Raw genomic sequence first — 25,282 nt, 5'->3', positions numbered from 1 at the left:
AATTTTTAAAATTTATAAAAAGAGAGACACTAGCGTCTCTCTTTTTGTTTTTATACCTTTACGTAAATAAAATTTTTCAATATTATGAGAATAAAATTACTTTCCATCAAAGCCCTTTTCTTCTTATTGTTACCATTAATGTTGTCTGCTCAAAATAACGAGTGGCAGCAATTAAAAGAAGTTAGAAAAGTAGAAGACGTCAGTCTCGAAAATTTAGACAAAGATAATTTTAGCATTTTTCAGCTAGATATAGAATCTTTAAAATCAAAACTTGTTGATGCGCCATTAAGAAGTGAATACAGTGGGACATCAAACACAGTGGTTTATTTTCCTGATGTTTCAGGTAATTTGCAACAATTTAGAGTTGTTGAAACAGCAATCTTTTCTTCACAAGATAATGCTAGTCTTCATAAAAATATAAAAACTTATTTGGGTTCTAGGCTTGATAATTCAGGTACTCGAATTCGTTTTAGTGTTACACCTTTAGGCTTTAATGCAATGGTTTCTGAACCAGGAAAGGAAACTTACTTTATTCAACCAGTAACTAAGGTTTCAAACGGACAATACCTTGTATATAACAGAAGTGCAAGAAATGAAACAACTGTTAATAATGCATTTGAATGTTTAACAGAAGACCTTCATTTATCTTCTAGAGAGACTATGAATACATTGTTAGCAAGAGATGCTAATGATCAGTTGTTAAGAACTTTTAGAATAGCTGTTTCAGTTACTCAAGAGTATACTAGCTTTTGGGATGATGGAAATGACGCCAATGGTATTGATAGAGAAGATGCATTAGCACAAATGGTATCAACTTTAAATAGAACTAATGAAGTGTTTGAAGTAGATATGGCTATTACATTTCTATTGGTTGATACTGTAGATGATCCTGCATTAGATCTTATTTATTCACCTACTTTCCCTGACCCTTATGGTAGTGACTTAAATGGAGGTTTACAAACAAATTTAACAGCAACAGTTGGTGAGTCTGATTATGATATAGGTCACTTATTAGATTATGGTGGAAATAATGGTAATGCAGGTTGTATTGGCTGTGTTTGTGAAAGTGGAAAAGGTAGTGGGTTTTCTTCGCATTCGTTTTTAGATAATGATGGAGGTCCATACATGTCTGATTTTTTTGACATTGACTATGTGCCACATGAAATTGGTCATCAAATGGGAGCTAACCATACTTTTTCATATGGATCTGAAGGTACAGGAGTAAATGCCGAACCAGGAAGTGGTACAACAATTATGGGTTACGCTGGTATAACAGGAGCTAATGATGTTCAGGATCATAGCGACCCTTACTTCCATTATTTTTCAATTAATCAAATTTTGACTAATGTGTCGTCTGCTCCAAATAATTGTGCAGTAACAACAAACATTACAAATAATCCACCTGTAGCTAATGCAGGAACTAATTATACAATTCCTCAAGGAACAGCATTTATTTTAAAAGGAAGTGCTACTGACCCTGATGGAGGAGATGTGTTAACCTATACTTGGGAGCAAATTGATAATGGTGTAACCACATCAAGCAATTTTGGACCTACTAAAACTACTGGAGCACTTTGGAGATCAAGACCTCCTAGTACATCTCCTAATCGTTATATGCCAATTCTTCAAAGAGTTTTAGACGGAGAACTTACCGAGAGCAACCCTGTTGAATCTATAGATAATACAACTTGGGAAACCGTTTCTACTGTAGGAAGAAACTTAAACTTTGCTTTAACTGTTAGAGACCGACAAGAAACTGGAGGAGTTGGACAGACACCTCAAACAAGTTACGATACCATGACAGTGACAGTTGATGGAAGTTCAGGGCCTTTTACAGTTACATCTCAAGATTCAAATGTTACTTGGGATGCTGGTTCAACTCAAACTGTTACCTGGAATGTTGCAGGAACTGATGCAGGTTCTGTAAATACACCAACAGTAAATATTTTATTATCTGTTGATGGTGGGCAAACGTTTCCTTATATTTTAGCTTCTGATGTGCCAAATGATGGATCACATGATATTACTGTTCCTTTAACAGGAGGAGATACTTCAACAGCAAGAGTAATTGTTGAAGGAAACAATAATATATTTTATGCAGTAAACTCATCAGAGTTTAGTATTCAGGAGTCAGAGTTTGTTATAACGGTTGATGAGGTTTCGTTAGATGTTTGCCAACCGAATGATGCAGTATATTCTTTTACTTACAATACATTTTTAGGGTTTAGTGATACAACAAACTTTAGTGTTACAGGGTTACCTGCTGGTGCAAGTGCAACGATAAACCCAACTTCAGCTACTGCTGACGGAACCACAGGTACAATTACTATTAGTGGTACAGGGTCTCTTGCAACAGGAAATTATACTTTTACACTTGAAGGAGTTTCAGGAGCTATAACTCAAACTGTAAATTTAGAAATGAATGTCTATAGTACTACAGTAGCGCCTGCAGTACTTACATCACCTTCTGATGGTGCAACAGGTGTAAGTTTAGAAGCAGATTTGATGTGGAATGGAAGTGACAATGCACAAGAATATTTTGTTGAGGTTTCTACCGAAGCAAATTTTGCATCAATAACTGAAAGTGCTACAGTACAAGGCACATCTTATACAGTAAGTAATCTGTCAACTAACACACTGTATTATTGGAGAGTTACAGCGTCCAATTTATGTGGAACAGCAAATTCATCGGCTGTGTTTAGTTTTACAACTGCTAATATTGAATGTAACTTCTATAGTGCAACCGATTTACCTATAGATATTCTTGAAACAGGTAATGGAACGGATAATTACACATCAATCATTAACGTAGCAAACGACGCTCCAATTACTGATGTTAACGTAACCATCAATATTCAACACGATTGGAATAATGATTTAGATATATTTTTAATAAGCCCATCAGGAACAACTGTTGAACTTTCAACAGATAATGGTGCAGATGGAGATAATGATTATGTTGATACAGTTTTTGATCAAGAAGCATCTACACCAATAACAAGTGGAACATCACCATTTACTGGAACGTTTATTCCAGAGGGAGATTTATCTACACTTTATGGTGAAATGTCTGGAGGAGATTGGACACTATCAGTAGATGATGATTTTGGTCTTTTTGATGGAGGTCAAATTACTGAGTTTACTCTAGAGCTTTGTACAGAAGGCTCGTTATCAATTGATGAGTTTACTACAAGTGAATTTACAATTTTCCCTAATCCTAATCAAGGAGAGTTTACAGTGAAGTTAAATTCAAATTCAGGTAGAGATATCACAATTGGTGTTTATGATGTTAGAGGTAGAAGAATTTTTAATAACTCTTATGTTAACGCTTCTGATTTTACACAAACCATTAGGTTAAATAGTGTAGAAGCAGGTATGTATTTAGTTACCGTAAGTGATGGTGTAAATAAAACCACTAAAAAGATTATTGTAGAGTAGTCTTTAGTTTGAAATAAAAAAAAGAGGAGCTGTAAGCTCCTCTTTTTATTTTCCGTTAAAAGTATTCATAGTATTGTTTACACCTGCTGTAGCAAATGATTTTATAATCTCAACCGATTTTTCTAAGCGTTCTTTTAGTTGAGTCGATTCTTCTTCTGTCCATTCTCCTAAAACATAATCTACTTGCTTGCCTTTGCTAAAACTATCGCTTATTCCAAATCTAAACCTGTTGTATTTGGTGGTTTGTAATTTGTTTTGAGTGTCCTTTAATCCGTTATGGCCACCATCACTACCTTTTGTTTTAAGACGTAGTGTTCCAAAAGGAAGGTTTAAATCATCAGTAATAACTAATAAATTTTCAAGCGGAATTTTTTCCTTGGTCATCCAGTATAGTATGGCTTTTCCGCTTAAATTCATGTAGGTGTTAGGTTTTAATAATAGTAACTGTCTGCCCTTAATTTTATAAGTGCATAAATCACCTAATTTTTGAGTTTCAAAAGTAAGCGACTCGTTTTCCGCTAAAAAATCTAAAATCTTAAACCCAATGTTATGGCGTGTGTTTTCATACTCGCTACCAATATTTCCTAATCCAACTATTAAAAATTTCTTCATTACTTGTTCTTCTTCGTTAAAGGAAGTTTGTTTTTTCTTAAATATGTTAAACAGAAATTTACACATTTTTATCAATTTCTGTAAAAGTAAAAAAGCATCCTGAGTTATCAGAATGCTTTTTATAATTTAAACTATTAAGTTTTTTAAGCTTCAGCAGGAGCTTCTCCTTCTGCTGCTGGTGCTTCAGCTCCTTCTTCTAGTTCTTCTTCATCTTCATCATCAGTCATAACTGATGCTCTTGCACGTTTAACTTGACAAACAACAGTGTTGTCTGGGTGCATGATTGTAAAGTCATCACTAGCTAATGCAGTTACATATAATTTACCACCAATCTTTAAAGGTGTAATATCAGCCTCTAAAAAGTCTGGTAAGTTTGCTGGTAAAGCTTTTACTTTTAACTTACGATTATTCTTTCTAAGAACACCACCATTTAATACACCTCTAGAAGTTCCTATAATGTGAACAGGAATTTCCATAGTAATTGGTTTGTCTGGGAATAACTGGTAAAAATCTATGTGTAAGATTTTATCTGTTACTGGGTGAAACTGGATGTCTTGTAACACAGCATCGAAAGTGTCACCATTGTCTAAAGCAATCACAACTGTATGCGCGTTAGGCGTATAAACCAGTTTTGAGAATGCTAATTCATCTGCAGAGAAATGCACTGGTTTATCTCCTCCGTATAATACGCAAGGAACCTGACCAGCATTACGTAAGGCTTTTGTTGCTTTTTTGCCCACGCTTTCTCTTTGAGATCCGTTGATTGTAATTGATTTCATAATTGTTTATTTATATTACTTATTTGTGTTATGGAAACTTCGTTGATTAAAAATCAACTTGTTTTCATTATTTATATAATTATTAAAAATTACATTACAAATTTTGAACTAATTGATTTGTTGTAATGTACATTTTGCATTACATCAGCAAAAAGTTCAGCACAGCTTAAAATTCTAACTTTTTCACAAGCTTGTTTAGAAGGGATCGAATCGGTAACAATTAATTCTTCTAACTTAGAATTTTCTATTTTTTCATAAGCACTTCCAGATAGAATAGGGTGTGTACAAATAGCTCTTACACTTTTTGCGCCTCTTTCCATCATCAAGTCAGCTGCTTTTGTTAGCGTTCCTGCTGTATCTACCATATCGTCTACAAGAACAACATTTTTACCAGTAACGTCTCCAATTAATTCCATATGTGAAATAACATTGGCCTTGGCACGTTGCTTGTAACAGATAACCACATCACTTTCTAAAGCTTTAGAATAAGCATAAGCTCTTTTCGAACCTCCCATATCAGGAGATGCAATGGTTAGGTTATCTAGATTTAAGCTTTTTAGATATGGTAAAAATATTGTAGATGCAAATAAATGATCTACAGGTTTTTCAAAGAATCCTTGGATTTGATCAGCATGCAAGTCCATAGTAATAATACGTGTTGCACCAGCAGCTTCTAACATTTTTGCTACTAATTTTGCAGCAATAGGAACTCTAGGTTTGTCTTTTCTGTCTTGTCTTGCCCAACCAAAGTAAGGTAAAACAGCAGTAATGTGTCTTGCAGATGCACGTTTTGCTGCATCTATCATTAACAACATTTCCATTAAATTTTCTGGACCAGGATGTGTAGACCCAATAATGAAAATTCGGGTTCCTCTTATTGATTCTTCGTATGATGGTTGAAACTCACCATCGCTGTAAGTTGATGTAATGACATTACCTAATTTCACTCCAAAATTAGCTGCAATTTTCTCAGCAAGTTCTTTACTTTGAGTACATCCAAAAATCTTTGCTTCTGTGCTTACATTTGGCATTTGTAAAATATTGTTTTGTAACGTATTAAATCGCCTTTGTTAAATGAGGTGCAAATTTAGGAATTTATTTGAACTGAAAAAGCATAAAACCCACTATTTTTGATTGTTGGTATAGAATTATTTTATAATTTTGCAATCCAAATTTGCTCAAGTGGCGGAATTGGTAGACGCGCTGGATTCAAAATCCAGTTTCTTTGGAAGTGTGGGTTCGATTCCCACCTTGAGTACTTAAAAATAAAGCTAACTTCTTAATTAATAAGTTGTTAGCTTTTTTGTTTTTAAAGAATTGTACGTTATATGTACGTATATTTGAAGTGTTTAAGATTTTTTCTTTGTTTTGGGTTGATTTCTAGAACCCGTGTTTTGCTTATCCTTTTTGAGTTTATTTTTTTCTATTTGGTCTTTTTTTTGATTTATAAGTTCTTTCAGATTGATTAATGGAAAATGTAATGGCTCACCCCTAGTGAGTGAAGTTATTGTAAAGACAGAAGTTTTCAAGAAATCAATTAAAAGTGCCATTGAACCAAAATTAATAATAACATCCTTATCTTCTTTTTTATAATTATCTCTTTTTAATTGATATATTCCTTCAACTATAATTTGAAATTTTTCTAATCCAAATTTCAATACGATTAAGTGTTCTGATTTGTTCTCTTTGTGAAAGTATATTTCAAAATCTAAATTTGAAGTGTTAAAATCAAATTCTTTAATTAAGAACGTATCATCAGAGAGTGAAATCCTTCTGACAGATTGACTAACTACGTGGATGTCATCTAAAAATAATTTATTACTCATTTAACTAGTCTCCTTTTTAGTATAGTTACAAGATTATCCTTTCTTAAGTGCTGTTTAGCACCAGGATTTTTCCTACGACCAACTTGAGCATTTGCTCTTGCAATTGCCATCCCAGGAAATTCTGCTGATTCAATATCGTAAGTTGACCAAACTTCAGTGTCCGAACAAAAAGAGCCTACACATTTGACTTTATTTGTTCGAGGGTAGTGCCCTCCAATAACGTATGCACCTTCTTTAAACATTGCTTCAGTATGTTCTAATAGTAATGCTTCAAAGTTTTCTTGAGGATTATCCAAAACATATTCACAATCATTTTTTGGGTTGTAAAATTTTTCGTAATGATTCTCAATAGATAAAACTTCGGGAGATTGTAATTTAATGCCCAAGGCGTTTTGAAACTTAGCGATATGTTCCATATTTAGCCTACGCTTATTATTAAATATAGCACTTAAAAAAGATTGATTTAGACCAGTTTTTTCTTCTAATTCAACTTGAGTCATTTTTTTTTGATTTATGGCGCTCAAGATTGGACTTAAAATTCGAGCTTGTACCATTTTGGTCTCGTGTTCTAAATCAAATTTCTTTTTACCAAATATTTCGTTAAGGGTTTCCAATGATTTCATATTTGTAGCTTGAAACTATTTTATATCTTCTATCTATTCTTCTATCGTTTTGTTGAGTCTTTTTTTGAGGGAATAATTCAGCCATTATAATTAGCCTAGATTTATTTGGACGCTTTTGAATATTACAAATAATTCTATCATTTTGTTTACCTAAAAAAGGTTTCATAGACATTGTTCCATATGGTTCATTGCCATATTTTTTTGATGTTAATTTTTCATGTATTGAATCAAAAATCTCATTCATTTCTTTTCTGTGTTCATCATTTGAAACAACATATGAGTAAAATTCTTCAATGAAACCTACATCACAACAAATACAATAATTTGAGCCTTCGGATATGATAACTGCTTTTCGTTGCAACGCAAATATATCTTATAAGTTATAATTTATTATCAATATTAACAAATATTTTTGATATAATGACATTTTAGGGCATATTATTACAAATAATAACACTCTTGATTTTTATTTCAATCATTCTTGAAAATAATAATTAGTATCCATTTTTGTAAAATACCTTTAAAACAAATCAAGCAAATTACACAAACACAAACCCTTGATTTTTGTCCAAATAGCTGTTATTCCCAAATACTTTAGCTCCTGTAAAACAAAGTTAAACCCATAACACAGAAGCTATGAGTAAAATAGAAATTTCCTTGCCTGATTACTTCAACAGTCTTCCAGAAGATATAAGAAGCCTTAAAGAAAAAATCCAAAACATTGAAAAAAATCTTCAACCAAAAGAACCTAGTGTTTATTTATCACGAAATGAGGTTGCAGAAATGTTGAGCGTGGATTTATCTACAATTCATAATTGGACAAAAAAAGGAATACTAACAGCTTTCCAAATAGGTGGACGTATATTCTACAAACGTTCAAATATCGAAGCAGCAATACAGAAATTAGAAAAATAAAGGGCTATGGTTAAAAAATCAAAGCATAGCCCTAAAAGTATTCTATCCGAACTTCAAGCTAAAGGTAAGAAATACAAAGGGAAGGAATTTTGGCAAATTCATCCAACCAATGGTAAGCCTATTATTGACCCTGCTTTATTAAGAGAATTTTTAATTGCTAATGGGTTTGCCAAACTTAACTTTTTTAGCGGTTTCATTTATGTTAAAAAGACGTATAACATTGTTGAACACCTTACTTCACAGGACGTTTTTAATTACTGTTTAGGGTACGTTAATGTCCAAAATAAGAAAAACTTGACGAGTGAATTTATAGTGCAAGGAGAAAGGCATATCATATCAAAAATTGCACTTTTGGGGAGTTTGCCTGAATTAGAAATTCAACAGTACAAAGACACGATAGAAACTTCACATTACTTTTTTGAAAACACAGTTGTAAGAGTGTCGTCAAAAGGGATTAAGGTATTGACTTATAATAAGTTTCAGAAGCTTAACAAGTTCATTTTTAAAAGTCAAATAATCAAAAGAACCTTCGATAAAGAAGCTTCTAATAAGTCACAAATAAAGAAGTTTTTCAAACTTATAACCAACTCAAAAGAACATTACTTAAATGTTTTAACAGCTATTGGATACTTACTACACAAATACAAAAATCCCTCCGTTGCCAAAGCTGTTGTAATTAGCGATTTGCTTTCACAAGCGACAAACAATCCTCATGGTAGAAGTGGTAAGGGTTTAGTTGTTAAAGCTATTTCGGAACTTCTTAATGTGGTTGAATACAATGGCAAGAACTTAGATTTAAGACGAGACAAATTTGTTTACCAAAGCATTGAGCCTGATACTGATTTATTTGTTATTCAAGATGTGAGCAGGGGTTTTGATTTTGAAGATTTGTTTAGCAGCATTACAGATAGAATGAACATTGAAAAAAAGCACACAAAGAAAGTCATTATTGACTTCTCTAATAGTCCAAAAATTGCCATAACAACAAACTATACTATCCCAAACAGTTCCGACAGCTACAAAGACCGTAAACAGCTAATTATATTAAACAACTACTTCAACGCTCACAACAAGCCGGAGCATGAGTTTAAAAACTTGTTCTTTTCGCAATGGAATGTAAGCGAATATCAAGCGTTTGACACATTCATGATGAAGTGTTTACAATTATACCTAAAGCACGGTTTAACTCATTATGACGACCCTGATTTAAGAAGACAAAACCTCATAGCCAATACATCCAAAGAGTTCGTGGAACTAATGGAAAATGAATACAATTCTAAAAAGGAATATTACAACGTAAAAGATTTGGCTAACAAGCTGGATATTTCTTCACAAGAGCAAAGTGTTAGAAGTCGAGTAGCAAGTCAATGGCTACAATTATATGCTGATTTTAAAAATCTAAAATACGATTCCAGAACGTCTGGCGGTATTACAAAATTCCGTTTATCCAAAGAAAAATAATAACCATGAAGAATAACGATTTTAAGAAGGAACTCACAAAAATTAAAAATTACTCTACTTACTCTACAAAAACTTCTGAAAACTGTAGAGTTAGTAGAGTTAACAATTCGTCACTCATGACGTTACTCTACACTAATAAGCCACCGTAAACCCTGAAAATTTTACTCGATTGTAGAGTTAGTAGAGTTATTTTAAAAATAAACGCATAGCGCACGCATACGTGCAAAGTTTCTCATAATTACTCTACTTAGTCATGATATTAAAATTATTAAAAACAATAATCTAAGCAGCATTAAAAAGCTGCTACTTAAACATAACACAATGAAAAAATTTCAAAAAATTGGCTTCGATGAAAAGGGCTATGAAAACAATTTAAAACTTATTACAGGTACTGCTCAAATTTATATTGATGCAGACAAAGAACTAAAAAAACTAAAAGTGAAAGGCTTTAGGACTGACAGTTTAACCAATGGGGGATTTATGGATATTTTCAACAAATATCAAAAAAAGGAATACCAAAAATCTAAAGCTGCTAAAGAACTGGGATTGACTTATGAAAAGTTTTTGGATTTACAGGAACTGGACACCACCAAATTAAAAGAATTGGAACAAAACCATGAACTGATGAAAGACAGAACAGTTGATTTATACGAGTATAACGATAGCTTTTTTAAATATGCTGAATTAAACAAGTCAACTGATACAAAGTTTGAACGAGTATTAGAAATTGCTCCCTCAAAGAAATCGTATAAACTGTTGAAGCTTTTTAGCATCAGTAGTGGCAAAGTAAATGTTCTTTTATCTAAAGAGCCTTTCGATGTTTATGCGTTGAAACAAGAACAAATCCAAATCATGTACGATGTTTCAGATTATGTCAAGGCTTCAAAAGCCATAGGACTGCAATATAAAGATGTGTGGCCTATGGTTAAGAAATTCCTGTTTGATGACAGTAGTTTGCCTAATGAGACAAGAAGCGGAAAACATGGTTTGAGCAGGGATTTAAACGATGTGATCTTCGGTTATAATAAAATATTAACCTATAAAATTTAATCATTATGAAAGAGATTAGGCTTATTACAGGTTATATCGATGGCGATGATTTTCAGAAAAAAATAAACAAAGCCTTGAAGGAGGGGTTTAAAATGAAGAAAAACATCGTGGTAAGTAATTCAGAGACGCTCTATTTGCTTATGGTTAGATAGAGTTGTTTTTGTTGTTTCTGCTTTTTTTGGAAGTCCATAATCATTGTGTTATGGACTTTCTCATTTTTCTTTGTTATCTGTCGTTTTAATGACATTTTTATCAATGTTATATAACCGTTGCGACCAAGCAAGAACTTCACTATATGAGCATCTCTGTCGATAATTTGACGGATTAAATATTAAAAAGGCAACAAAACTCATAACAGGATTTTAAATTCGTGTGGTCTGAATGCGAGTCGAAGTGCGCAACATATTGCATCAAAAAAAAGATGTTGTGTAAGTAACTTTTTGTTTTATAAGTACTTAAACATCCATTTAAAGAATATTAATAACTATTTAATAATAAATGTTACGACAGTATTCAAACTCATTTTCAAAATTATATTTTTGTTACTATGATTAAAGAGAATATAACTGATAAAATATCCAACAAAAGAATTATACCAAATAAACTAACCACCCTTTCATTTTTTACTGGTGCAATGGGTTTAGATATTGGTTTAGAGAAAGAAGGATTTAATGTTATGCTTGGTTGTGAATACGATAAAGCCAGTCGTAATACTATAAGCCTAAATGAGCCTAGCATGGGTTTAATAGGGGATATTAGGAATTACACAACTGATGATATTCTGCGTCATGCCAACTTGAATGATAGGAATGAGGTAGATGTAATTGTAGGTGGCCCACCATGTCAAGCATTTAGCACAGCAGGAAAGAGAAAAGGTTTTTCGGATGAAAGAGGTAATGTGTTTTTAAAATTTTTGGAAGTCATAGAGGATATTCAACCAAACTATTTTGTAATCGAAAATGTTAGAGGTTTAATGTCTTCTATTTTTCAGTTAGATGTACTTGATGAATTTTCAAGTGATATACCAAACCAATCAAGGAAGAAAAAAGGCTCGTCTTTGTTTTATGTTGTCAAAAGGTTAGAAGCTGCTGGATATTCAATAAACTTTGATTTATACAATGCGGCTAATTTTGGAACACCTCAATCACGCGAAAGAATTGTGATAATTGGAACAAGAGCTGCAATTCCTGTAAGCAGGCTTACTCCAACCCATAGTCAAACAGGCGAATACGGTCTGCCAAAATGGAAAACAGTTAAATCTGCATTCAAGAAATTATCGAAAGTTGAAACGCATAATCACATCAATTATACTGAAAAACGTATCAAATATTTTAAGCTGCTTAAAGCGGGTGAAAACTGGAGGAATTTACCTGATGAACTACAAAAAGAAGCTATGGGCAAGGCTTATTATTTAGGTGGTGGTAAGACGGGATTTTTAAGAAGGCTTGATTGGGATAAACCGTCGCCAACAATTGTTACTAATCCAGCTATGCCCGCCACAGACCTTTGCCACCCAAACGAATTAAGACCTATCAGCGTTGAGGAATACAAAGTGCTTCAAGAGTTTCCCTTAAAATGGAAATTTGGTGGAACAATATCAGACCAGTATAAACAAATAGGTAATGCCGTTCCTGTTGGTTTAGGGCGTGCTATTGGTAGGGAAATTATCTCGCATTTTGAGGGCAAAACGGCAGACACTTTTGATGACTTTAAATATTCCAGATACAAAAAAACTTCTCATTTAGAATTTGTAAATGAATTCGAGAAAGAAATCATCAAAGAAAAAAAAGAACCTGTTTATTTGGATAAGTAATAAATCTTGACTCTATTTGAGTATTTATTTACTCAAAATGGACAAGTATTTATTTGATGAGAAGGATTTTAGCAATGTTCCAAAATACATTGCCATGCACGCTAAAAGCAGATATGACAAAGCTCTAGACGTTGTAGCTCAAAACGCTTTTAGTGACATAAGAAATTTACCAAATCTTAGATACCCAAAAAAGGTTAAAGGTGTTGCTCAGCCAATACCATTACAAGAATATGTAGGTAAATGGGTTGAAGCATACTTTAAAGGATTTGACAACAGACCTTCTCAAAGAACAGCAAATAAATCATCTACTTTCGCAGACCCTATCATGGCGTTAACCTTGTCATATAGGTCTTCAAATTTAGCACCCAAGGATTTAGGTTTTATTGAAGAAGGGCATGGGATTTTAATGACTACTGAAAATTTGATTGGGGATATGCTGGAAGAATACTTGGCTTTAGAGTTAGCTGGAACTGGTTGGTATTGTTGTTGGGGAAGCTGTATTGATGCGGTTGATTTTTGTCAAGATAAGGGAAGATTGTTGCAAGTAAAAAATAGCGATAATTCAGAAAACAGTTCATCAAGCAGAGTTAGAAATGGAACAACAATTGAAAAATGGTATAGAAGAAAATCTAAAAAGTACAATACTTTTAATTGGGCTAAATTAGTTGCTATGACTGGAGTTAAAACATTGTCAGAACAAAACTTCCGTTTATTCGTAGAAAAAACAATAAAAGCTAATCCAAGCTGTATTTACATTGACCCAACAAATAAACATATTAGATAAATGAGCTATAAGCAATATGATAAAAATGGCAATGAAATCAACCACATGGATTTACAAGCCAAAAAATTGTGGTGTAAGGATGGAGAAAAAATTGAGCAGGCTTTTGTAAACAAGTATGGGGAAAATTTGCAGGTTCAAATCAACCCTGAAAAAGTTCAAAACCCATTTGCTCCAGACTTGATTTTCAATAACGAACAACTTGCAGATTTAAAAACACAAAACACCCCTTTTTTTAAAGCAGGTAGTCTTTATGGTATTGACCCTAGTTATGCAGTCGTTTTTAATCAAAAAGACTTTATACGATATAGTGAAAAATATCCAAATATCTTGATTTACTTTTGGGTAGAATGGCACTCTGTTAAATTTGAAATGGGTAGTTTTGTTAATGAAGTTGAGTATGTAAATGGGGTGTGGAGAATTAAGTTTAGTGATTTAAAAAAGGTTTTAAGTGTCGCTCCTTTACATTCTTACCAGCAGAGAAAGTATGATACTAGGGGAAATGCAAAATCAAGTTTTGTTTTAGATATAAGACATGAATTTTTTGAAAGGCTACTTTAAGTTTAGATATTCCTATTTTTCTACCACTCATAAAGGAATTAATCTATTTTGAAATCGGGATATATTTTGCCTATTTCCTCCACCAATTCCTTTAGTATTCTGTAATACTTATCGAAGTCGTCATAGTCTTTATAATTTGTATTTTTCATAAACTGATTGAAATTGGATTGTCCTTTAGGCACTTCGTCCAATAAGAGCATTCCGGTAGATTCAAACATTTGCTTTTTTTTCAATCCAGTCGGGAAAATTTTCAAATCAAATAAAGCTAGTGTTATTAGGTTTAAAGGTTGTTTGTCTCCCTCTTTGTAGCTTTTATAAATATCCGTTTTGAATTTGGACTTTAATATGCCTACAAAAGCTTCTTTACCTTTTGGCGTCCATTCCTTATTAATATAGCTTACAAATGATTTAGTAATTGATTTTGGACGTCCTTTAGATTTTTCATTATCTATTTTTTTTGGAATAGTTGGGACACCTAAATATAAATCATTCATCCTTTTTTCAAATACATTTCTCAAGCCATTGAGTGCTTCAATATGCTGTTCAGTTAATTCACTTATTTGATGTTTATGTTTAGCATCGTGTAAGGCTTCTGTTATTTTATCCATTAGGCTTTGAATAAAATGAACTTTGTCGTTCAAGTTTGAATGTAGTTCAATTTCTTGGTCATACCTTTTAGAGAGAAAGTCATATAGTTTCTTAAAGTCTGTTTCAAACTCTTTTCTTTCTTCTAAATCCATTATTAACCAATCTTCAGCTATTAGCTTCATGCTTATGGATTTTTTATTTTGTTTATCTTTCATAGATACAGCTAATTAAAGTAATCAAACGCCTGTGCGGCTTTTTCATAATCAGGCAAAACAATATAGTTCAAAAACTGGGCTTCTGAATGATGCCCAGTAATGTAGATTAAATAAGGCGTTGGTATCTTGCCATAATTGTTTGTGGCAAACGTTCTTCGCCCAATATGACTACTTACTAACTCCCACTTTGGAAAGTCCCCAAGAACATTTCTAAAGTCGTTTTTGGTTGGCTTTTTTCCTTCCTCTGCAATGCAAACTCTTTTCTTGCCGCTTACTAACTGATTTATCTTGGCTTCTTTGCAAACAATCTTGATATAATCATTATACTTTTGGTCAGATATTGGACGTGGAAAGTCATCGTTTAGGGTAGATAATAATTGCTTGAGTTCTTTTGATATGGGTATATACATATCCTTGCCAGTCTTTCGCTGCTCAAATTTTATAAATGACCTTTTATTTTCATCTTTTACTATCATGTCCTTAGTAAATCTCATAAAATCACTTATTCGTTGACCTGTGTATATGCTAATAAGCAACCAATTTCGAGCATTATTCAAGTAGTCTTGTTCTAATTCTACTTTTTTAATTTCTTCTATTTCGTCAGTTGTTAAGTATATTTTTGGAGTTTTTTCAGCTTTAATTTTCAAGTCATTAAATCCTGCATAGACTTCTACGCCTTTCTTACTGGCATTTCTGCAAAAAGTTTTAATTCTATCAAGTTCTCTGCTCTGTGTATTAAGTGAGTAACCATGTTTTGTCGAAAACTGAATGTACTTTGTTTTAAAGTCTTCGTTGACATCCTTAATTCTAAAAACTGTATTGTATTCTTTTTGAAGGCGAATAAGTTTGTTTTTAGTTGTATTGATACGCATTACTTGACGTTCTTTAATGTCCTTTTCTTCTTTTCTGCAATCAATGTAATAATCAATAAACTCAACAAGGTTTTCAGGTGCTAATCTGTTTGGTTTTTTGTCCTCGTAATATTCATTAACTACATTTTTCAACCATTGCCTGTTAGTTGCATCAGGTAATTCTTCCTCATATCTTTTATAAATGTAATCTTCAAGTGGCTTTCTTTTTACATTGAATTGAGTTAGGCTGTTTTTTTCTTCAGCACTTAAATTTCTTTTCTTAGCCCAAGCACTTTTAAGGCTTCTGATTTTAGTGGTAGCTTCAAATTGCTCCCTGTTAGAGTTAAGTTGAAGTCTTACTTTTAAATAAGCGGATTCTTTTTTGGAACGATACAGGAAATATAATCTTGCCATAAAACTAAATTTATTTGCGTACAACTTTTTAAAAAAACGTACGTAAAAGTAAGTTTTATTTCCATGGGTTTAAATTATTTTCCATTTTTATTTTTGTGAAATCTTTTGTATATAAGGGTTTTGAAGGGTATTTGCTATTTAATACTATAGAATAGGATGCGTCATTTGTACTGCCACCTTGAGTACTTTTAAAACCTTAACTATTTGATTATGAATATGTTGAGGTTTTTTGTTTTCATTATTTGTACGATTGAATTCGTTTTTAACCAAAATCCTTATAAAATCCTGCTGCTTTTTCAAGCTTTAGTTTCATTCTATCTCTAAGACGTTTGGGTTTAATAACTTCAATAGAATCACCAAACCCTAAAATTAAGCGTTCAAGTTCAAAGTTAATCTGAACAAAAATATTAAAAATGACGCCATCTTCTGTTTTCTTTATTATTCTTTGGGAACGATGGAAGGGTTTCGTGATTACATAAGGTGCATTTTTTTTGTCAACCCAAAGTTGGATACGTTCTGCTCTATTGTTAGAAACTGTTACACCAATAACATCTCTATAATATTCATCTCCATTGAAATTATTATTTTTATATGTAATAGAAGTGTCGTAGTCAATACATAAAATTCTATCTAAAGCAAAAGTAACTATAGGTTTTTTAGCCTCTTTTCCAGGTCTTCCTATTAAAAACCAACGGTTGTTAAACTCCTTTAATATGTAGGGGTGAAAAATGACTTCAGAAGCTTCCCTTGCCTTGAATGACTGATATTTTATTTTCAAAACCATTCTCTTAATAATAGACTGATACAAAACATCCAAATGTTCTAAACCTTTTAATTTTTCATTTTTATCCAAATGAATGATGGCTGATTGGTCTGTCTTTTCCGTATATACTTTGTCTTCTAATCGTTGAATGATACCTCCTAATTCAGAAAATAAAGAGAAATCTTTAAACTGTTTTAGCATTTCTACAGTTTCAGAAAGTACATTCATGTCATTCTCATTCAAAGGAATATTAGTTATAGAGTAGTCCTCATCTTCGTATTTGTAAAACTTCTTGTTATAAACAACTATAGGTGCATTGTAACCTAATTTATCGCTACGCATCATTTGAATATCTAACTGAATTGTTCGTTTGCTAACATTTATTGCTCTTCCTTCATATTCATATAATGCATCAGAACAGGCGTTTATTAAATTATCTAGAGTCCATTGCCTAAAATTGTTTTGAAGACATTTGTCAATAGTCTTATAGCGTATTAGAGCATTTTTGTTTAAAGCCACAGAGGAAATTTTAATGAAAAATAAGAAATAAATTTATCTACGCAAAAAGATTGCGCATATAGATAAAATATTTGTATCGGAATCATGAATAAGTCTTTTGAAAGACTTTAAAGTAGTGCTCCGTTAGACAGGGAAGCTAACGGAGCTTAAAATTAATTTAAGATGAAAAACACAAACAAGATAACAGGATACGATTTAATTAACTTAGGATTTAGGTCAGGAAAATGGTTTAAAGAAGCTTTAGACTATATTAACGAAAATGAATTGGAAGGTGATGCTTTAAGTAACTACCTAGAGCAATTTAAATCCCCTGACCCTATTGCATTGCATGTAGAAAGCATTCCATTTTCAATTAACATTAAAGCTGAAAATGAATTAGAAGTAACTAATGTGAATTCTGTTGTTGAAACTATGGAAGAGCTTATGAAAACGCCTACTCTGGTTGATGGAGCAATTATGCCAGATGCTTGCCCAACAGGACCAAAAGGGACAATTCCAGTGGGTGGTGTTGTGGTAGCAAAAAACGCTATTCATCCGGGAATGCATAGCGCAGATATTTGTTGTTCGGTGATGTTGACAGATTTTGGAAAAGCAGACCCAAAAGATGTTTTAGATGCAGCTCATAGTATAACTCATTTTGGTGCAGGTGGACGTTCTAGAGAAAGCCAGTTTAGATTTCCTATGGATTTGTTAGCTGAGATAGAAGCGAACTATTTTTTAAATGACCAAAAATGTATTTCATCTGCAAGGTCTCATTTAGGAACACAAGGTGATGGAAATCACTTTTTATTCGTTGGTAAATCTAAAAAGACAGGTAACACTATGATGGTAACGCATCATGGTAGTAGAGGATTGGGAGCTAACTTATATTCTAAAGGGATGAAAGTTGCTGAGAAATTTAGAAGAGAATTGTCTCCAGACACCTTAAAACAAAATGCATGGATTCCTTTTGAAACAGAAGAAGGAAAGCAATACTGGGAAGCTTTGCAGATTATTAGAAAATGGACAAAGAAAAACCACGAGGTTTTGCACGATGCTACTTTAGAAAAATTAGGAATTGATAAAGAAAAAAGGTTTTGGAATGAGCATAATTTTGTGTTCAAAGATGGTGATTTGTTTTACCATGCTAAAGGTGCAACGCCTTTAGATAAAAAGTTTATGCCAGATATTACAGGGCCAAGATTGATTCCGTTAAATATGTCTGAACCTGTTTTGATTGTTGAAGGAGAAACGACAAACTCTAATTTAGGTTTTGCACCACACGGAGCAGGTAGAAATGTGAGTAGAACACAACATAGAAAGAGTAAAACAGGAACGTTTCAAGAGATATTTAATGAAGAAACGCAAGGATTGGACGTTAGGTTTTTCTCTGAAGAAATTGATATTACAGAATTACCAAGTGCCTATAAAAATGCAGAAACCGTAAGGAATCAAATGGATGAATTTGGTTTAGGAAAAGTAATAGATGAGGTGGTGCCTTATGGATGTATCATGGCAGGTGATTGGAAGAAAAATGCGCCTTGGAAAAAAAGAAGAAATAAAAAAAGATGACAAATAATATTATTTATACAATCATTAATCAATTGAAAGAAGGAAATTCTAAAGAGAAAGCTTATTTGGGCTTTTTTCAATATGGAAGAGATATAGATGAAAGTTGTATAAAAGCAAATAAAGAGGGGTTATTGCTCTATGCGTCCTATCTTCTTGAAGCCGGATTAGAGATAAACAAAAGAAGTTTTGATAAAAACAAAATTGAAACATTTGCACTATCTCCAGATTTTATTTCAGAAAATACGGATTTTGATTTCCATTATATAGAGCTATTGAATAAACCTAGATTAGAAATTGAATCTATTTCAGAGTATAAAGAGAGTTGGAAAGATAAATTAGTTGGTTATGTTATAGGAGGGTTCTTGATTTCTTTAATCGTATTAATAATCATTGGTTTTATAACCATTTTAAAATGGATTTTTTAGAAAAGCTTTAACAGAAATGTTGAAGCTTTTTTGTATTACAACTTTTTTATAACATGAGTTACAATTCCCCAAATTTGAAAATCGTTATCATTGGTTACTAATAATGGCTCATAAGCAGGGTTTTCTGGTTGAAGGTAAACACCTTCTTTAGTCACTCTCAAACGTTTTACAGTAAATTCGCCATCAATAAAACATACTGCAATTTTATTATGTTGCGGTTCTAAACTTTTGTCTACAACCAGTAAATCGCCATCATCCAATCCTGCACCAATCATGGATTGACCACTTACTCTAGCATAAAATGTAGCTTCTTTGTTTTTAACTAAAGTCTTGTCTAAACTTATTTTAAATTCTTTAAAATCATCAGCAGGTGATGGAAATCCAGCAGAAATACCTGTTTGCGCAAGCACAACTTCTAAATCGTGAGAATCATCAGGAGAGTAGAACTCTAATGCGTTTTTTGGTGTTAAGAATTTTAATGACATTTTACAGTAAGTATTTCGTTAATATTTGTGGTGTATCTTGGAGATAATCGTTCTTGACGCATTTTCCAGGTGCGTTTTAAATCTTGATTACCTATTTTTATTTTGTAGGTTTCATATTTTCGGTTTAATACATCAATAGAGTGCATTAATGAAGAATGTTTTGGGTTTTCATGAATAAATAAATCTAGTTGATGATTGTCAGTTGGTACCAAGCCAGTAACAATAACACCAGCGCGCTTGTACTTAATTCCAGATTTATAAATTTCAGAAACTGCTTTTACAGCACATTGGCTAATAGTTAACGAGGAATCAGTTGGGTAGGGTAATGCAACCATTTTGCTCGCTTTATGTTGTGGTAGTTCTTTTTTATGTCTGTCACTACTCAGTAATACTATTATTGCATGACAACGCGATTTTTGTTTTCGGAGTTTTTCAGCACAACTAGTAGCAAATGTAGAAATACGCTCTTTTATGTTTTCTAGATCTGAATAGGTGTATTCAAAACTTCGGGTTGTAGCAATAGAGCGTTTAGGTTCTCTGTATTCTAAAGGTATTTTAGAGATGCCTTCTAAATCTTTTTTTAATCGCCATTCAGTAATTGAAAAATTAGATTTAACCCATTCATCTGAAAGTTGAGTGAAATCAAAAGCGGTATGACATTCCTTCGCTTTTAATCGTTTTTGTAGCCTGTAACCAATTCCCCAAACATCTTCAATTTTTAGCCATTTTAAGGCTTTAATGCGTTTTTCTTCAGAGTCAATAACATAAACGCCTTTGGTTTGCTTAGGAAATTTTCGTGCTATTTTATTGGCTACTTTAGAAAGTGCTTTTGTAGGTGCAATACCAACACAGGTAGGAATTCCTGTCCATTTTAATATGCGCAGCCTAATGTCATTTCCGTAGGAATTAAAGTTATAGTTTTCAAACCCTTTAAATTGCAAAAAAGCTTCGTCTATACTATACACTTCTACATCTGGAGTAAATTGTTCTAATATCTTCATAACACGACTACTCATGTCGCCATACAATGGATAGTTTGAAGAAAATACATGAATATTGTTTGCCTTAAAAAACGCATCATATTTAAACGCAGGAGCTCCCATGGGTAAACCCAACGCTTTGGCTTCATCACTACGCGATATTACACAGCCATCATTGTTTGATAATATTGCAACAGGCTTATGGTTTAATTGAGGTTGGAATACGCGTTCGCAAGAGGCATAAAAATTATTACAATCTACAAGTGCAAACATGTGTATAAAATTAATGCAAATGGCTTTATAATTATAATTTTTTGTGGGTCAGTTATGTTAAAATTTGTTTTGCAAATACGTTATTAATTGTAACTTTGAATTAACCCAAATACAATAAACGATGCTTGACGATTTTTTGTCCAACTTACAACATGGAATTTACCATATCCTAAACGTAAATGCCTACGAACACATTGTTTTTTTAATTGTGTTAGCAGTGCCTTATTTGTTTAAGGACTGGAAACGTATACTACTTTTAATAACAGTTTTTACTTTAGGTCATACCGTTTCTTTGCTGTTGGCTACTTACAATGTAATTAGCGTTAACAGTAGTTTGGTTGGTTTTTTAATACCACTTATAATACTTGTTGTAGCGCTTTATAATGTATTTACAGCAGGTAAAAAAGCGCATAACGAAAAGGTTGGTATACTATTTTTGTCAACGTTATTTTTTGGTTTAATACATGGCTTAGGTTATGTAGGTACTTTTGAGTCTCTTATAAAAGCATCAGATAATAAATTACTTTCAGCATTAGAGATTTCGTTAGGTATAGAAGTAGGGCAAATTATAGTTGCTTTTATTGTTGTGTTTTTAGGATTCTTATGTCAAACCATTTTTAGGTTTTCTAAACGCGACTGGGTTATGGTTGTTTCTGCTATAGTTGTTGGGTTACTTATACCAATGCTTATTCGAAGCAATATATTTTCGTAGAAATTATATTTTTTTTGATAAAATTTTAACGCATAATTATTATAAATTAAACTGCGAAGCACTTATATTCGTTAAATGTTTGATTTTAAACGCACAATTCAAATTAATTAATGCCAAAAGAAAAACAATTAAGATACGATAAAGCTTATCTTAGAATAGCAAAAGAATGGGGAAAACTGTCACATTGCAAGCGTAAACAAGTAGGCGCTTTAATAGTAAAGGACAGAATGATAATTTCTGATGGTTATAATGGCACACCAACTGGTTTTGAAAATTACTGTGAGGATGATGAAGGCTACACAAAATGGTATGTATTACATGCCGAAGCTAATGCTATTTTAAAAGTAGCAGCATCAACACAGTCTTGCAAAGGAGCAACACTTTACATTACGTTGTCACCATGCAAAGAGTGTAGTAAACTTATTCATCAAGCAGGTATTGTTAGAGTAGTGTATAGTGCTGCATATAAAGATGATTCAGGTTTAAAGTTTTTAGAAAAAGCAGGAATTGAATTACAATTAATAGAAGATGTAAAAGCATAATGTCATTTCAAAAAAAATACATACCATTTATTATAGGTGTTGCTGTTGCAGCAGGTGTTTTTATTGGAGGCAAATTAAACTTTACAGATACTTCAGATAGATTATTTACATCAAACAGTAAAAAAGACAAACTCAATAGGTTAATAGATTATATTGATTATGAGTATGTTGATGAGGTAAATACCGATAGTATTGTTGATGTAACTGTAAATGGGATTTTAGACAATCTCGATCCACATTCTACTTATATTCCAAAAAGCGAATTACAACGTGTTACCGAAAACATGAAAGGTGATTTTATTGGTATAGGCGTGAGTTTTTATACTTATAAAGACACTGTTACAGTAATAAGACCAACCGAAGGAGGTCCAAGTGAAAAAGCAGGAATAAAAGGAGGTGACCGAATTATTATGGCTGATGGCGATTCTATTTTTGGAAGAGAATGGAGTAATGAAGCTATTATTGAAAAACTTAAAGGCGAGAAAAACACCAAAGTTCATTTAAAAGTTTTAAGAAAAGGAGAGGACGAACTTCTAGATTTTACTGTAAAACGAACTGATATTCCTATTAAAAGTGTTGATGCTGCTTATATGCTTACCAACAAATTGGGTTATATAAAAATCAATCGTTTTGCAGAGTCTACCTATAAAGAATTTAAAAAAGCATTAGATAAACTACAAAATCAAGGAGCAACCCAATTGGCATTAGATTTAAGAGATAATCCAGGAGGTTTTCTTGGAGTTGCTGAACAAATTATAGATGAGTTTTTAGAAGACGATAAACTGATTTTATTTACTAAAAACAAATCGGGAAAAATTGAGAAAAGCTACGCTACGCGAAGAGGCGATTTTGAAGAAGGCGAAGTCTATATTCTTATTAATGAAAACTCAGCCTCAGCAAGCGAAATAGTTGCAGGTGCTTTACAAGATAATGACAAAGGAACCATTGTTGGTCGTCGTTCTTATGGAAAAGGGCTGGTGCAACGCGAAATGGCTTTAGGAGATGGTAGTGCTGTGCGTTTAACGGTTTCAAGATATTACACACCTACAGGACGCTCCATACAAAGACCATATCATAATGGTAATAGTGACGATTACTATAACGATTATTACAAGCGTTTAAGTAGTGGTGAGCTGAGTGAACAAGAAAATATAAAAGTTGCCGATTCTTTAAAATTTACAACACCTAACGGAAAAGTGGTATATGGTGGAGGTGGTATTATTCCTGATATTTTTGTGCCACTAGATACTAGTATTCAAAACGAAACTTTAAACTACATAAGACGTAGAGGTTACATAAGTAATTTTGTGTTTGAAGAATTAGATAGAGATCGAAGTGTTTATGAAAACGTAACTAAAGACGATTTTATAAAGAATTTTGAAGTAAGCGATGACATTGTTATAAAGTTTCAGGATTATCTAAACCTAAAAGAGCGTACTAAAATCACATTTGTAGCGTATCATGATGCTATGAAGCAACTTATAAAAGCAGACTTAGCAGACCAATTATATGGTGGTAATGCCAGTGAGCAAATTATAAATGAAAAAGATGAAATGATTTTAGAAGTGATTAAACTTAGTGAAGATGAAAACTTCTAAACCTTATCATGCACATGGCTTTGTTTGCCATTATTCCATAACGTAAGAATATCAGTCGCTACTTGTGCACCACTACCTGATGCTATGGCGAATTGACTTCTCCAACCAGCTAATGTGCCAGCAACATATAAACCTTCTTCTATTAAATGATCATCGTTTTTAAGCCAAATACGGTCTTTTTCTATAGCAGCTCTTGGGTGAGGTTCTACATAACTTTCCAACCCTTTAATAGATAAAAGATTAGTGTAGCCAACAGCTACAACTATAGTTTTAGATTGGTAACTACTTTTATTGGTAGTAACAGTAAAATAGTTGTCAGTTTTAGAAATCTCCAAAACTTTTTCGTTTTCTATCTGTTCAACATGAGGATAACGAGATGCTAAATGCAATTTGCCATTTTCTAAAATAGCTTCTCCTGTAGTGCCTTCGGCTAAACCAAGTACATTATAAAATAAAGCGTTTTGTAAATGAGACGCTTTTTGATGCACAATAATACCTATTTTTTTGTCTTCAGCGTAGGGCTTTAATTTAGCAGAACCTAACACTAATGCACAAGACATACCTGCTGCTCCACCTCCAATAATTAAAGTGTCAAACATTACTTATTCTCTTTAGTTTTTTTCTCAATTAATTTTGAGGTTCTCAATATTTGTAACAAAACAATTGCGCAAAGTGAGGTTAAAATAGTGATAAGTGCAATAACACTTTGTCCTTCAAAAGGAGCATTAACATCTACTTGAGTGATATTAAAAATTATTAATGCAATAGCAATAACAGTTACTATTATGGTGAAAATTTTCATTTAATATTAGTTTTAAACAACTTCAAACAGCGCTTTAATGTTGTGAGCAAACAGTTTTACAGCGATTGCTAATAATACAACACCAAACACCTTACGGATAATATTAATTCCGTTTTGGCCAATTAAACGCTCAATTTTAGAAGAGGTTTTTAATACTATAAATATAATAATTACATTTAGTACTACAGCAATTATAATATTTTCAATTCTATATTCAGCACGCAAAGAAAGCAGTGTGGTTAAACTTCCTGGTCCTGCAATTAGCGGAAACGCCAAAGGGAACACCGAAGCTGTCATAGCAGTGTTTTCATCTTCTTTGTATAAAGTGATACCCAAAATCATTTCTAAGGCAATAAAAAATAAAATAAAGGCACCAGCTACTGCAAATGAGTTAACACCAACACCAATTAATGACAGAATTGTTTTTCCTAAAAACAAAAACATAATCATTATAATACCAGCAATTATTGAAGCCTTTTCACTTTGAATATGACCTACTTTTTTACGTAAGTCGATAATGATAGGAATATTACCAATAATATCTATTACAGCAAATAATACCATAAAAGCCGTAAATATTTCTTTAACATCGAATTGCATCAGAATAGGGTTTTAAATTTTTTGCAAATTTCGGTAATTATAAATGAAATATGCTATTAAATAACAGTAAAGTTTATTTGCTTTTTTTATGCTGAATATAACCTA

General features: G+C 32.5%; 26 protein-coding genes and 1 tRNA gene. 13 read left to right on the top strand and 14 right to left on the bottom strand.

Translation table 11 applies throughout. The features are described 5' to 3' along the window. The first annotated feature begins 84 nt into the window (after positions 1–84). On the top strand, positions 85–3,438 hold the full coding sequence (locus ABD011_RS00685) for a zinc-dependent metalloprotease (protein ID WP_343795102.1): 3,354 nt from the start codon (positions 85–87) through the stop codon (positions 3,436–3,438). Between the two features lie 45 nt (positions 3,439–3,483). On the opposite strand, the gene pth is transcribed toward ABD011_RS00685, so the two are convergent. From pth to ABD011_RS00670, 3 genes are all read right to left on the bottom strand, one after another. Continuing rightward, positions 3,484–4,116, bottom strand: a complete 633-nt coding sequence (pth, locus tag ABD011_RS00680) for an aminoacyl-tRNA hydrolase (protein WP_131508746.1) — start codon at positions 4,114–4,116, stop codon at positions 3,484–3,486. 77 nt (positions 4,117–4,193) lie between these two features. Further along, positions 4,194–4,829, bottom strand: a complete 636-nt coding sequence (locus ABD011_RS00675; RefSeq protein ID WP_262733301.1) for a 50S ribosomal protein L25/general stress protein Ctc — start codon at positions 4,827–4,829, stop codon at positions 4,194–4,196. A gap of 89 nt (positions 4,830–4,918) precedes the next feature. Next, complete coding sequence (locus ABD011_RS00670; protein WP_129760882.1) at positions 4,919–5,860, bottom strand: ribose-phosphate pyrophosphokinase; 942 nt, start codon at positions 5,858–5,860, stop codon at positions 4,919–4,921. 145 nt (positions 5,861–6,005) lie between these two features. Between ABD011_RS00670 and ABD011_RS00665 the strand changes: the two genes are divergently transcribed. Then, positions 6,006–6,087, top strand: a tRNA-Leu gene (locus tag ABD011_RS00665). A 91-nt stretch (positions 6,088–6,178) separates the two neighbouring features. On the opposite strand, the gene ABD011_RS00660 is transcribed toward ABD011_RS00665, so the two are convergent. The 3 genes from ABD011_RS00660 to ABD011_RS00650 are packed head-to-tail and all read right to left on the bottom strand — an operon-like array spanning position 6,179 to position 7,639. Further along, a complete protein-coding gene (locus ABD011_RS00660; RefSeq protein WP_343795101.1) occupies positions 6,179–6,655 on the bottom strand; it encodes a hypothetical protein in 477 nt (158 codons plus the stop codon). After that, on the bottom strand, positions 6,652–7,278 hold the full coding sequence (locus ABD011_RS00655; protein WP_343795100.1) for a helix-turn-helix domain-containing protein: 627 nt from the start codon (positions 7,276–7,278) through the stop codon (positions 6,652–6,654). The genes ABD011_RS00660 and ABD011_RS00655 overlap by 4 nt, the downstream gene beginning before the upstream one ends. Continuing rightward, on the bottom strand, positions 7,256–7,639 hold the full coding sequence (locus tag ABD011_RS00650; protein ID WP_343795099.1) for a hypothetical protein: 384 nt from the start codon (positions 7,637–7,639) through the stop codon (positions 7,256–7,258). The genes ABD011_RS00655 and ABD011_RS00650 overlap by 23 nt, the downstream gene beginning before the upstream one ends. 275 nt (positions 7,640–7,914) lie before the next feature. Here ABD011_RS00650 and ABD011_RS00645 point away from each other — a divergent pair, with 275 nt between their 5' ends. From ABD011_RS00645 to ABD011_RS00620, 6 genes are all read left to right on the top strand, one after another. Continuing rightward, the gene (locus ABD011_RS00645; RefSeq protein WP_343795098.1) at positions 7,915–8,193 is read left to right on the top strand and encodes a helix-turn-helix domain-containing protein; all 279 of its coding nucleotides are present in this window, start codon (positions 7,915–7,917) and stop codon (positions 8,191–8,193) included. A gap of 6 nt (positions 8,194–8,199) precedes the next feature. Continuing rightward, positions 8,200–9,654: a hypothetical protein gene (locus ABD011_RS00640; RefSeq protein WP_343795097.1), complete on the top strand. Its 1,455-nt coding sequence runs from the start codon at positions 8,200–8,202 to the stop codon at positions 9,652–9,654. 321 nt (positions 9,655–9,975) lie between these two features. After that, on the top strand, positions 9,976–10,704 hold the full coding sequence (locus tag ABD011_RS00635; protein ID WP_343795096.1) for a hypothetical protein: 729 nt from the start codon (positions 9,976–9,978) through the stop codon (positions 10,702–10,704). A gap of 547 nt (positions 10,705–11,251) precedes the next feature. Further along, positions 11,252–12,517 (top strand): DNA cytosine methyltransferase, encoded by a 1,266-nt coding sequence (locus tag ABD011_RS00630; protein WP_343795095.1) that lies wholly within the window; start codon positions 11,252–11,254, stop codon positions 12,515–12,517. A 37-nt stretch (positions 12,518–12,554) separates the two neighbouring features. Then, positions 12,555–13,301, top strand: coding sequence for a SinI family restriction endonuclease (locus tag ABD011_RS00625; protein WP_343795094.1), 747 nt, complete (start codon positions 12,555–12,557; stop codon positions 13,299–13,301). A gap of 45 nt (positions 13,302–13,346) precedes the next feature. Beyond that, on the top strand, positions 13,347–13,859 hold the full coding sequence (locus tag ABD011_RS00620) for a hypothetical protein (protein WP_343795093.1): 513 nt from the start codon (positions 13,347–13,349) through the stop codon (positions 13,857–13,859). A 38-nt stretch (positions 13,860–13,897) separates the two neighbouring features. Here ABD011_RS00620 and ABD011_RS00615 read toward each other — a convergent pair whose 3' ends face one another. The 3 genes from ABD011_RS00615 to ABD011_RS00605 all read right to left on the bottom strand — a co-directional run bounded on the left by ABD011_RS00615 (position 13,898) and on the right by ABD011_RS00605 (position 17,209). Further along, positions 13,898–14,629 carry a hypothetical protein gene (locus ABD011_RS00615; protein ID WP_343795092.1) on the bottom strand — a complete coding sequence of 244 codons (732 nt, stop codon included), beginning with the start codon at positions 14,627–14,629 and terminating at the stop codon, positions 13,898–13,900. Positions 14,630–14,670: 41 nt separating this feature from the next. After that, entirely contained in the window at positions 14,671–15,927 is a 1,257-nt protein-coding gene (locus ABD011_RS00610) for a tyrosine-type recombinase/integrase (protein WP_343795091.1), read from the bottom strand. Positions 15,928–16,189: 262 nt separating this feature from the next. Then, a complete protein-coding gene (locus ABD011_RS00605; RefSeq protein ID WP_343795090.1) occupies positions 16,190–17,209 on the bottom strand; it encodes a helix-turn-helix transcriptional regulator in 1,020 nt (339 codons plus the stop codon). Between the two features lie 162 nt (positions 17,210–17,371). On the opposite strand from ABD011_RS00605, the gene ABD011_RS00600 reads away from it, so the two are divergent. Together ABD011_RS00600 and ABD011_RS00595 are read left to right on the top strand one after the other, a co-directional pair. Beyond that, positions 17,372–18,760, top strand: coding sequence for an RtcB family protein (locus ABD011_RS00600; protein WP_343795089.1), 1,389 nt, complete (start codon positions 17,372–17,374; stop codon positions 18,758–18,760). Beyond that, a complete protein-coding gene (locus ABD011_RS00595) occupies positions 18,757–19,185 on the top strand; it encodes a hypothetical protein (protein WP_343795088.1) in 429 nt (142 codons plus the stop codon). Before ABD011_RS00600 ends, ABD011_RS00595 begins: the two co-directional genes overlap by 4 nt. A gap of 35 nt (positions 19,186–19,220) precedes the next feature. Here ABD011_RS00595 and ABD011_RS00590 read toward each other — a convergent pair whose 3' ends face one another. Both ABD011_RS00590 and ABD011_RS00585 read right to left on the bottom strand, forming a co-directional pair. Then, positions 19,221–19,670, bottom strand: coding sequence for a LexA family protein (locus tag ABD011_RS00590; RefSeq protein ID WP_131508755.1), 450 nt, complete (start codon positions 19,668–19,670; stop codon positions 19,221–19,223). Beyond that, a complete protein-coding gene (locus ABD011_RS00585) occupies positions 19,661–20,923 on the bottom strand; it encodes a Y-family DNA polymerase (RefSeq protein WP_343795087.1) in 1,263 nt (420 codons plus the stop codon). Before ABD011_RS00585 ends, ABD011_RS00590 begins: the two co-directional genes overlap by 10 nt. A 121-nt stretch (positions 20,924–21,044) precedes the next feature. Here ABD011_RS00585 and ABD011_RS00580 point away from each other — a divergent pair, with 121 nt between their 5' ends. From ABD011_RS00580 to ABD011_RS00570, 3 genes are all read left to right on the top strand, one after another. Then, positions 21,045–21,635 (top strand): HupE/UreJ family protein, encoded by a 591-nt coding sequence (locus tag ABD011_RS00580; RefSeq protein ID WP_129760885.1) that lies wholly within the window; start codon positions 21,045–21,047, stop codon positions 21,633–21,635. A gap of 110 nt (positions 21,636–21,745) precedes the next feature. After that, positions 21,746–22,177: a deoxycytidylate deaminase gene (locus tag ABD011_RS00575; RefSeq protein ID WP_129760886.1), complete on the top strand. Its 432-nt coding sequence runs from the start codon at positions 21,746–21,748 to the stop codon at positions 22,175–22,177. Further along, positions 22,177–23,775: a S41 family peptidase gene (locus ABD011_RS00570; RefSeq protein ID WP_131508758.1), complete on the top strand. Its 1,599-nt coding sequence runs from the start codon at positions 22,177–22,179 to the stop codon at positions 23,773–23,775. Before ABD011_RS00575 ends, ABD011_RS00570 begins: the two co-directional genes overlap by 1 nt. Here ABD011_RS00570 and ABD011_RS00565 read toward each other — a convergent pair. Genes ABD011_RS00565 through ABD011_RS00555 form a run of 3 tightly spaced genes read right to left on the bottom strand, consistent with a single transcriptional unit; the run spans position 23,772 to position 25,177 of the window. Continuing rightward, positions 23,772–24,374, bottom strand: coding sequence for an NAD(P)-binding domain-containing protein (locus ABD011_RS00565; RefSeq protein ID WP_131508759.1), 603 nt, complete (start codon positions 24,372–24,374; stop codon positions 23,772–23,774). The genes ABD011_RS00570 and ABD011_RS00565 overlap by 4 nt on opposite strands. Further along, entirely contained in the window at positions 24,374–24,577 is a 204-nt protein-coding gene (locus ABD011_RS00560; protein ID WP_131508760.1) for a hypothetical protein, read from the bottom strand. Before ABD011_RS00560 ends, ABD011_RS00565 begins: the two co-directional genes overlap by 1 nt. A 12-nt stretch (positions 24,578–24,589) precedes the next feature. Next, complete coding sequence (locus ABD011_RS00555) at positions 24,590–25,177, bottom strand: MarC family protein (protein ID WP_129760890.1); 588 nt, start codon at positions 25,175–25,177, stop codon at positions 24,590–24,592. Positions 25,178–25,282 lie beyond the last annotated feature (105 nt).

Source organism: Gaetbulibacter jejuensis, assembly GCF_039524015.1.
Taxonomy (GTDB): Bacteria; Bacteroidota; Bacteroidia; order Flavobacteriales; family Flavobacteriaceae; genus Gaetbulibacter_B; species Gaetbulibacter_B jejuensis.
The sequence above is the reverse complement of the archived record's forward strand: the minus strand, read 5'-3'. Positions and strand labels throughout refer to the sequence as shown.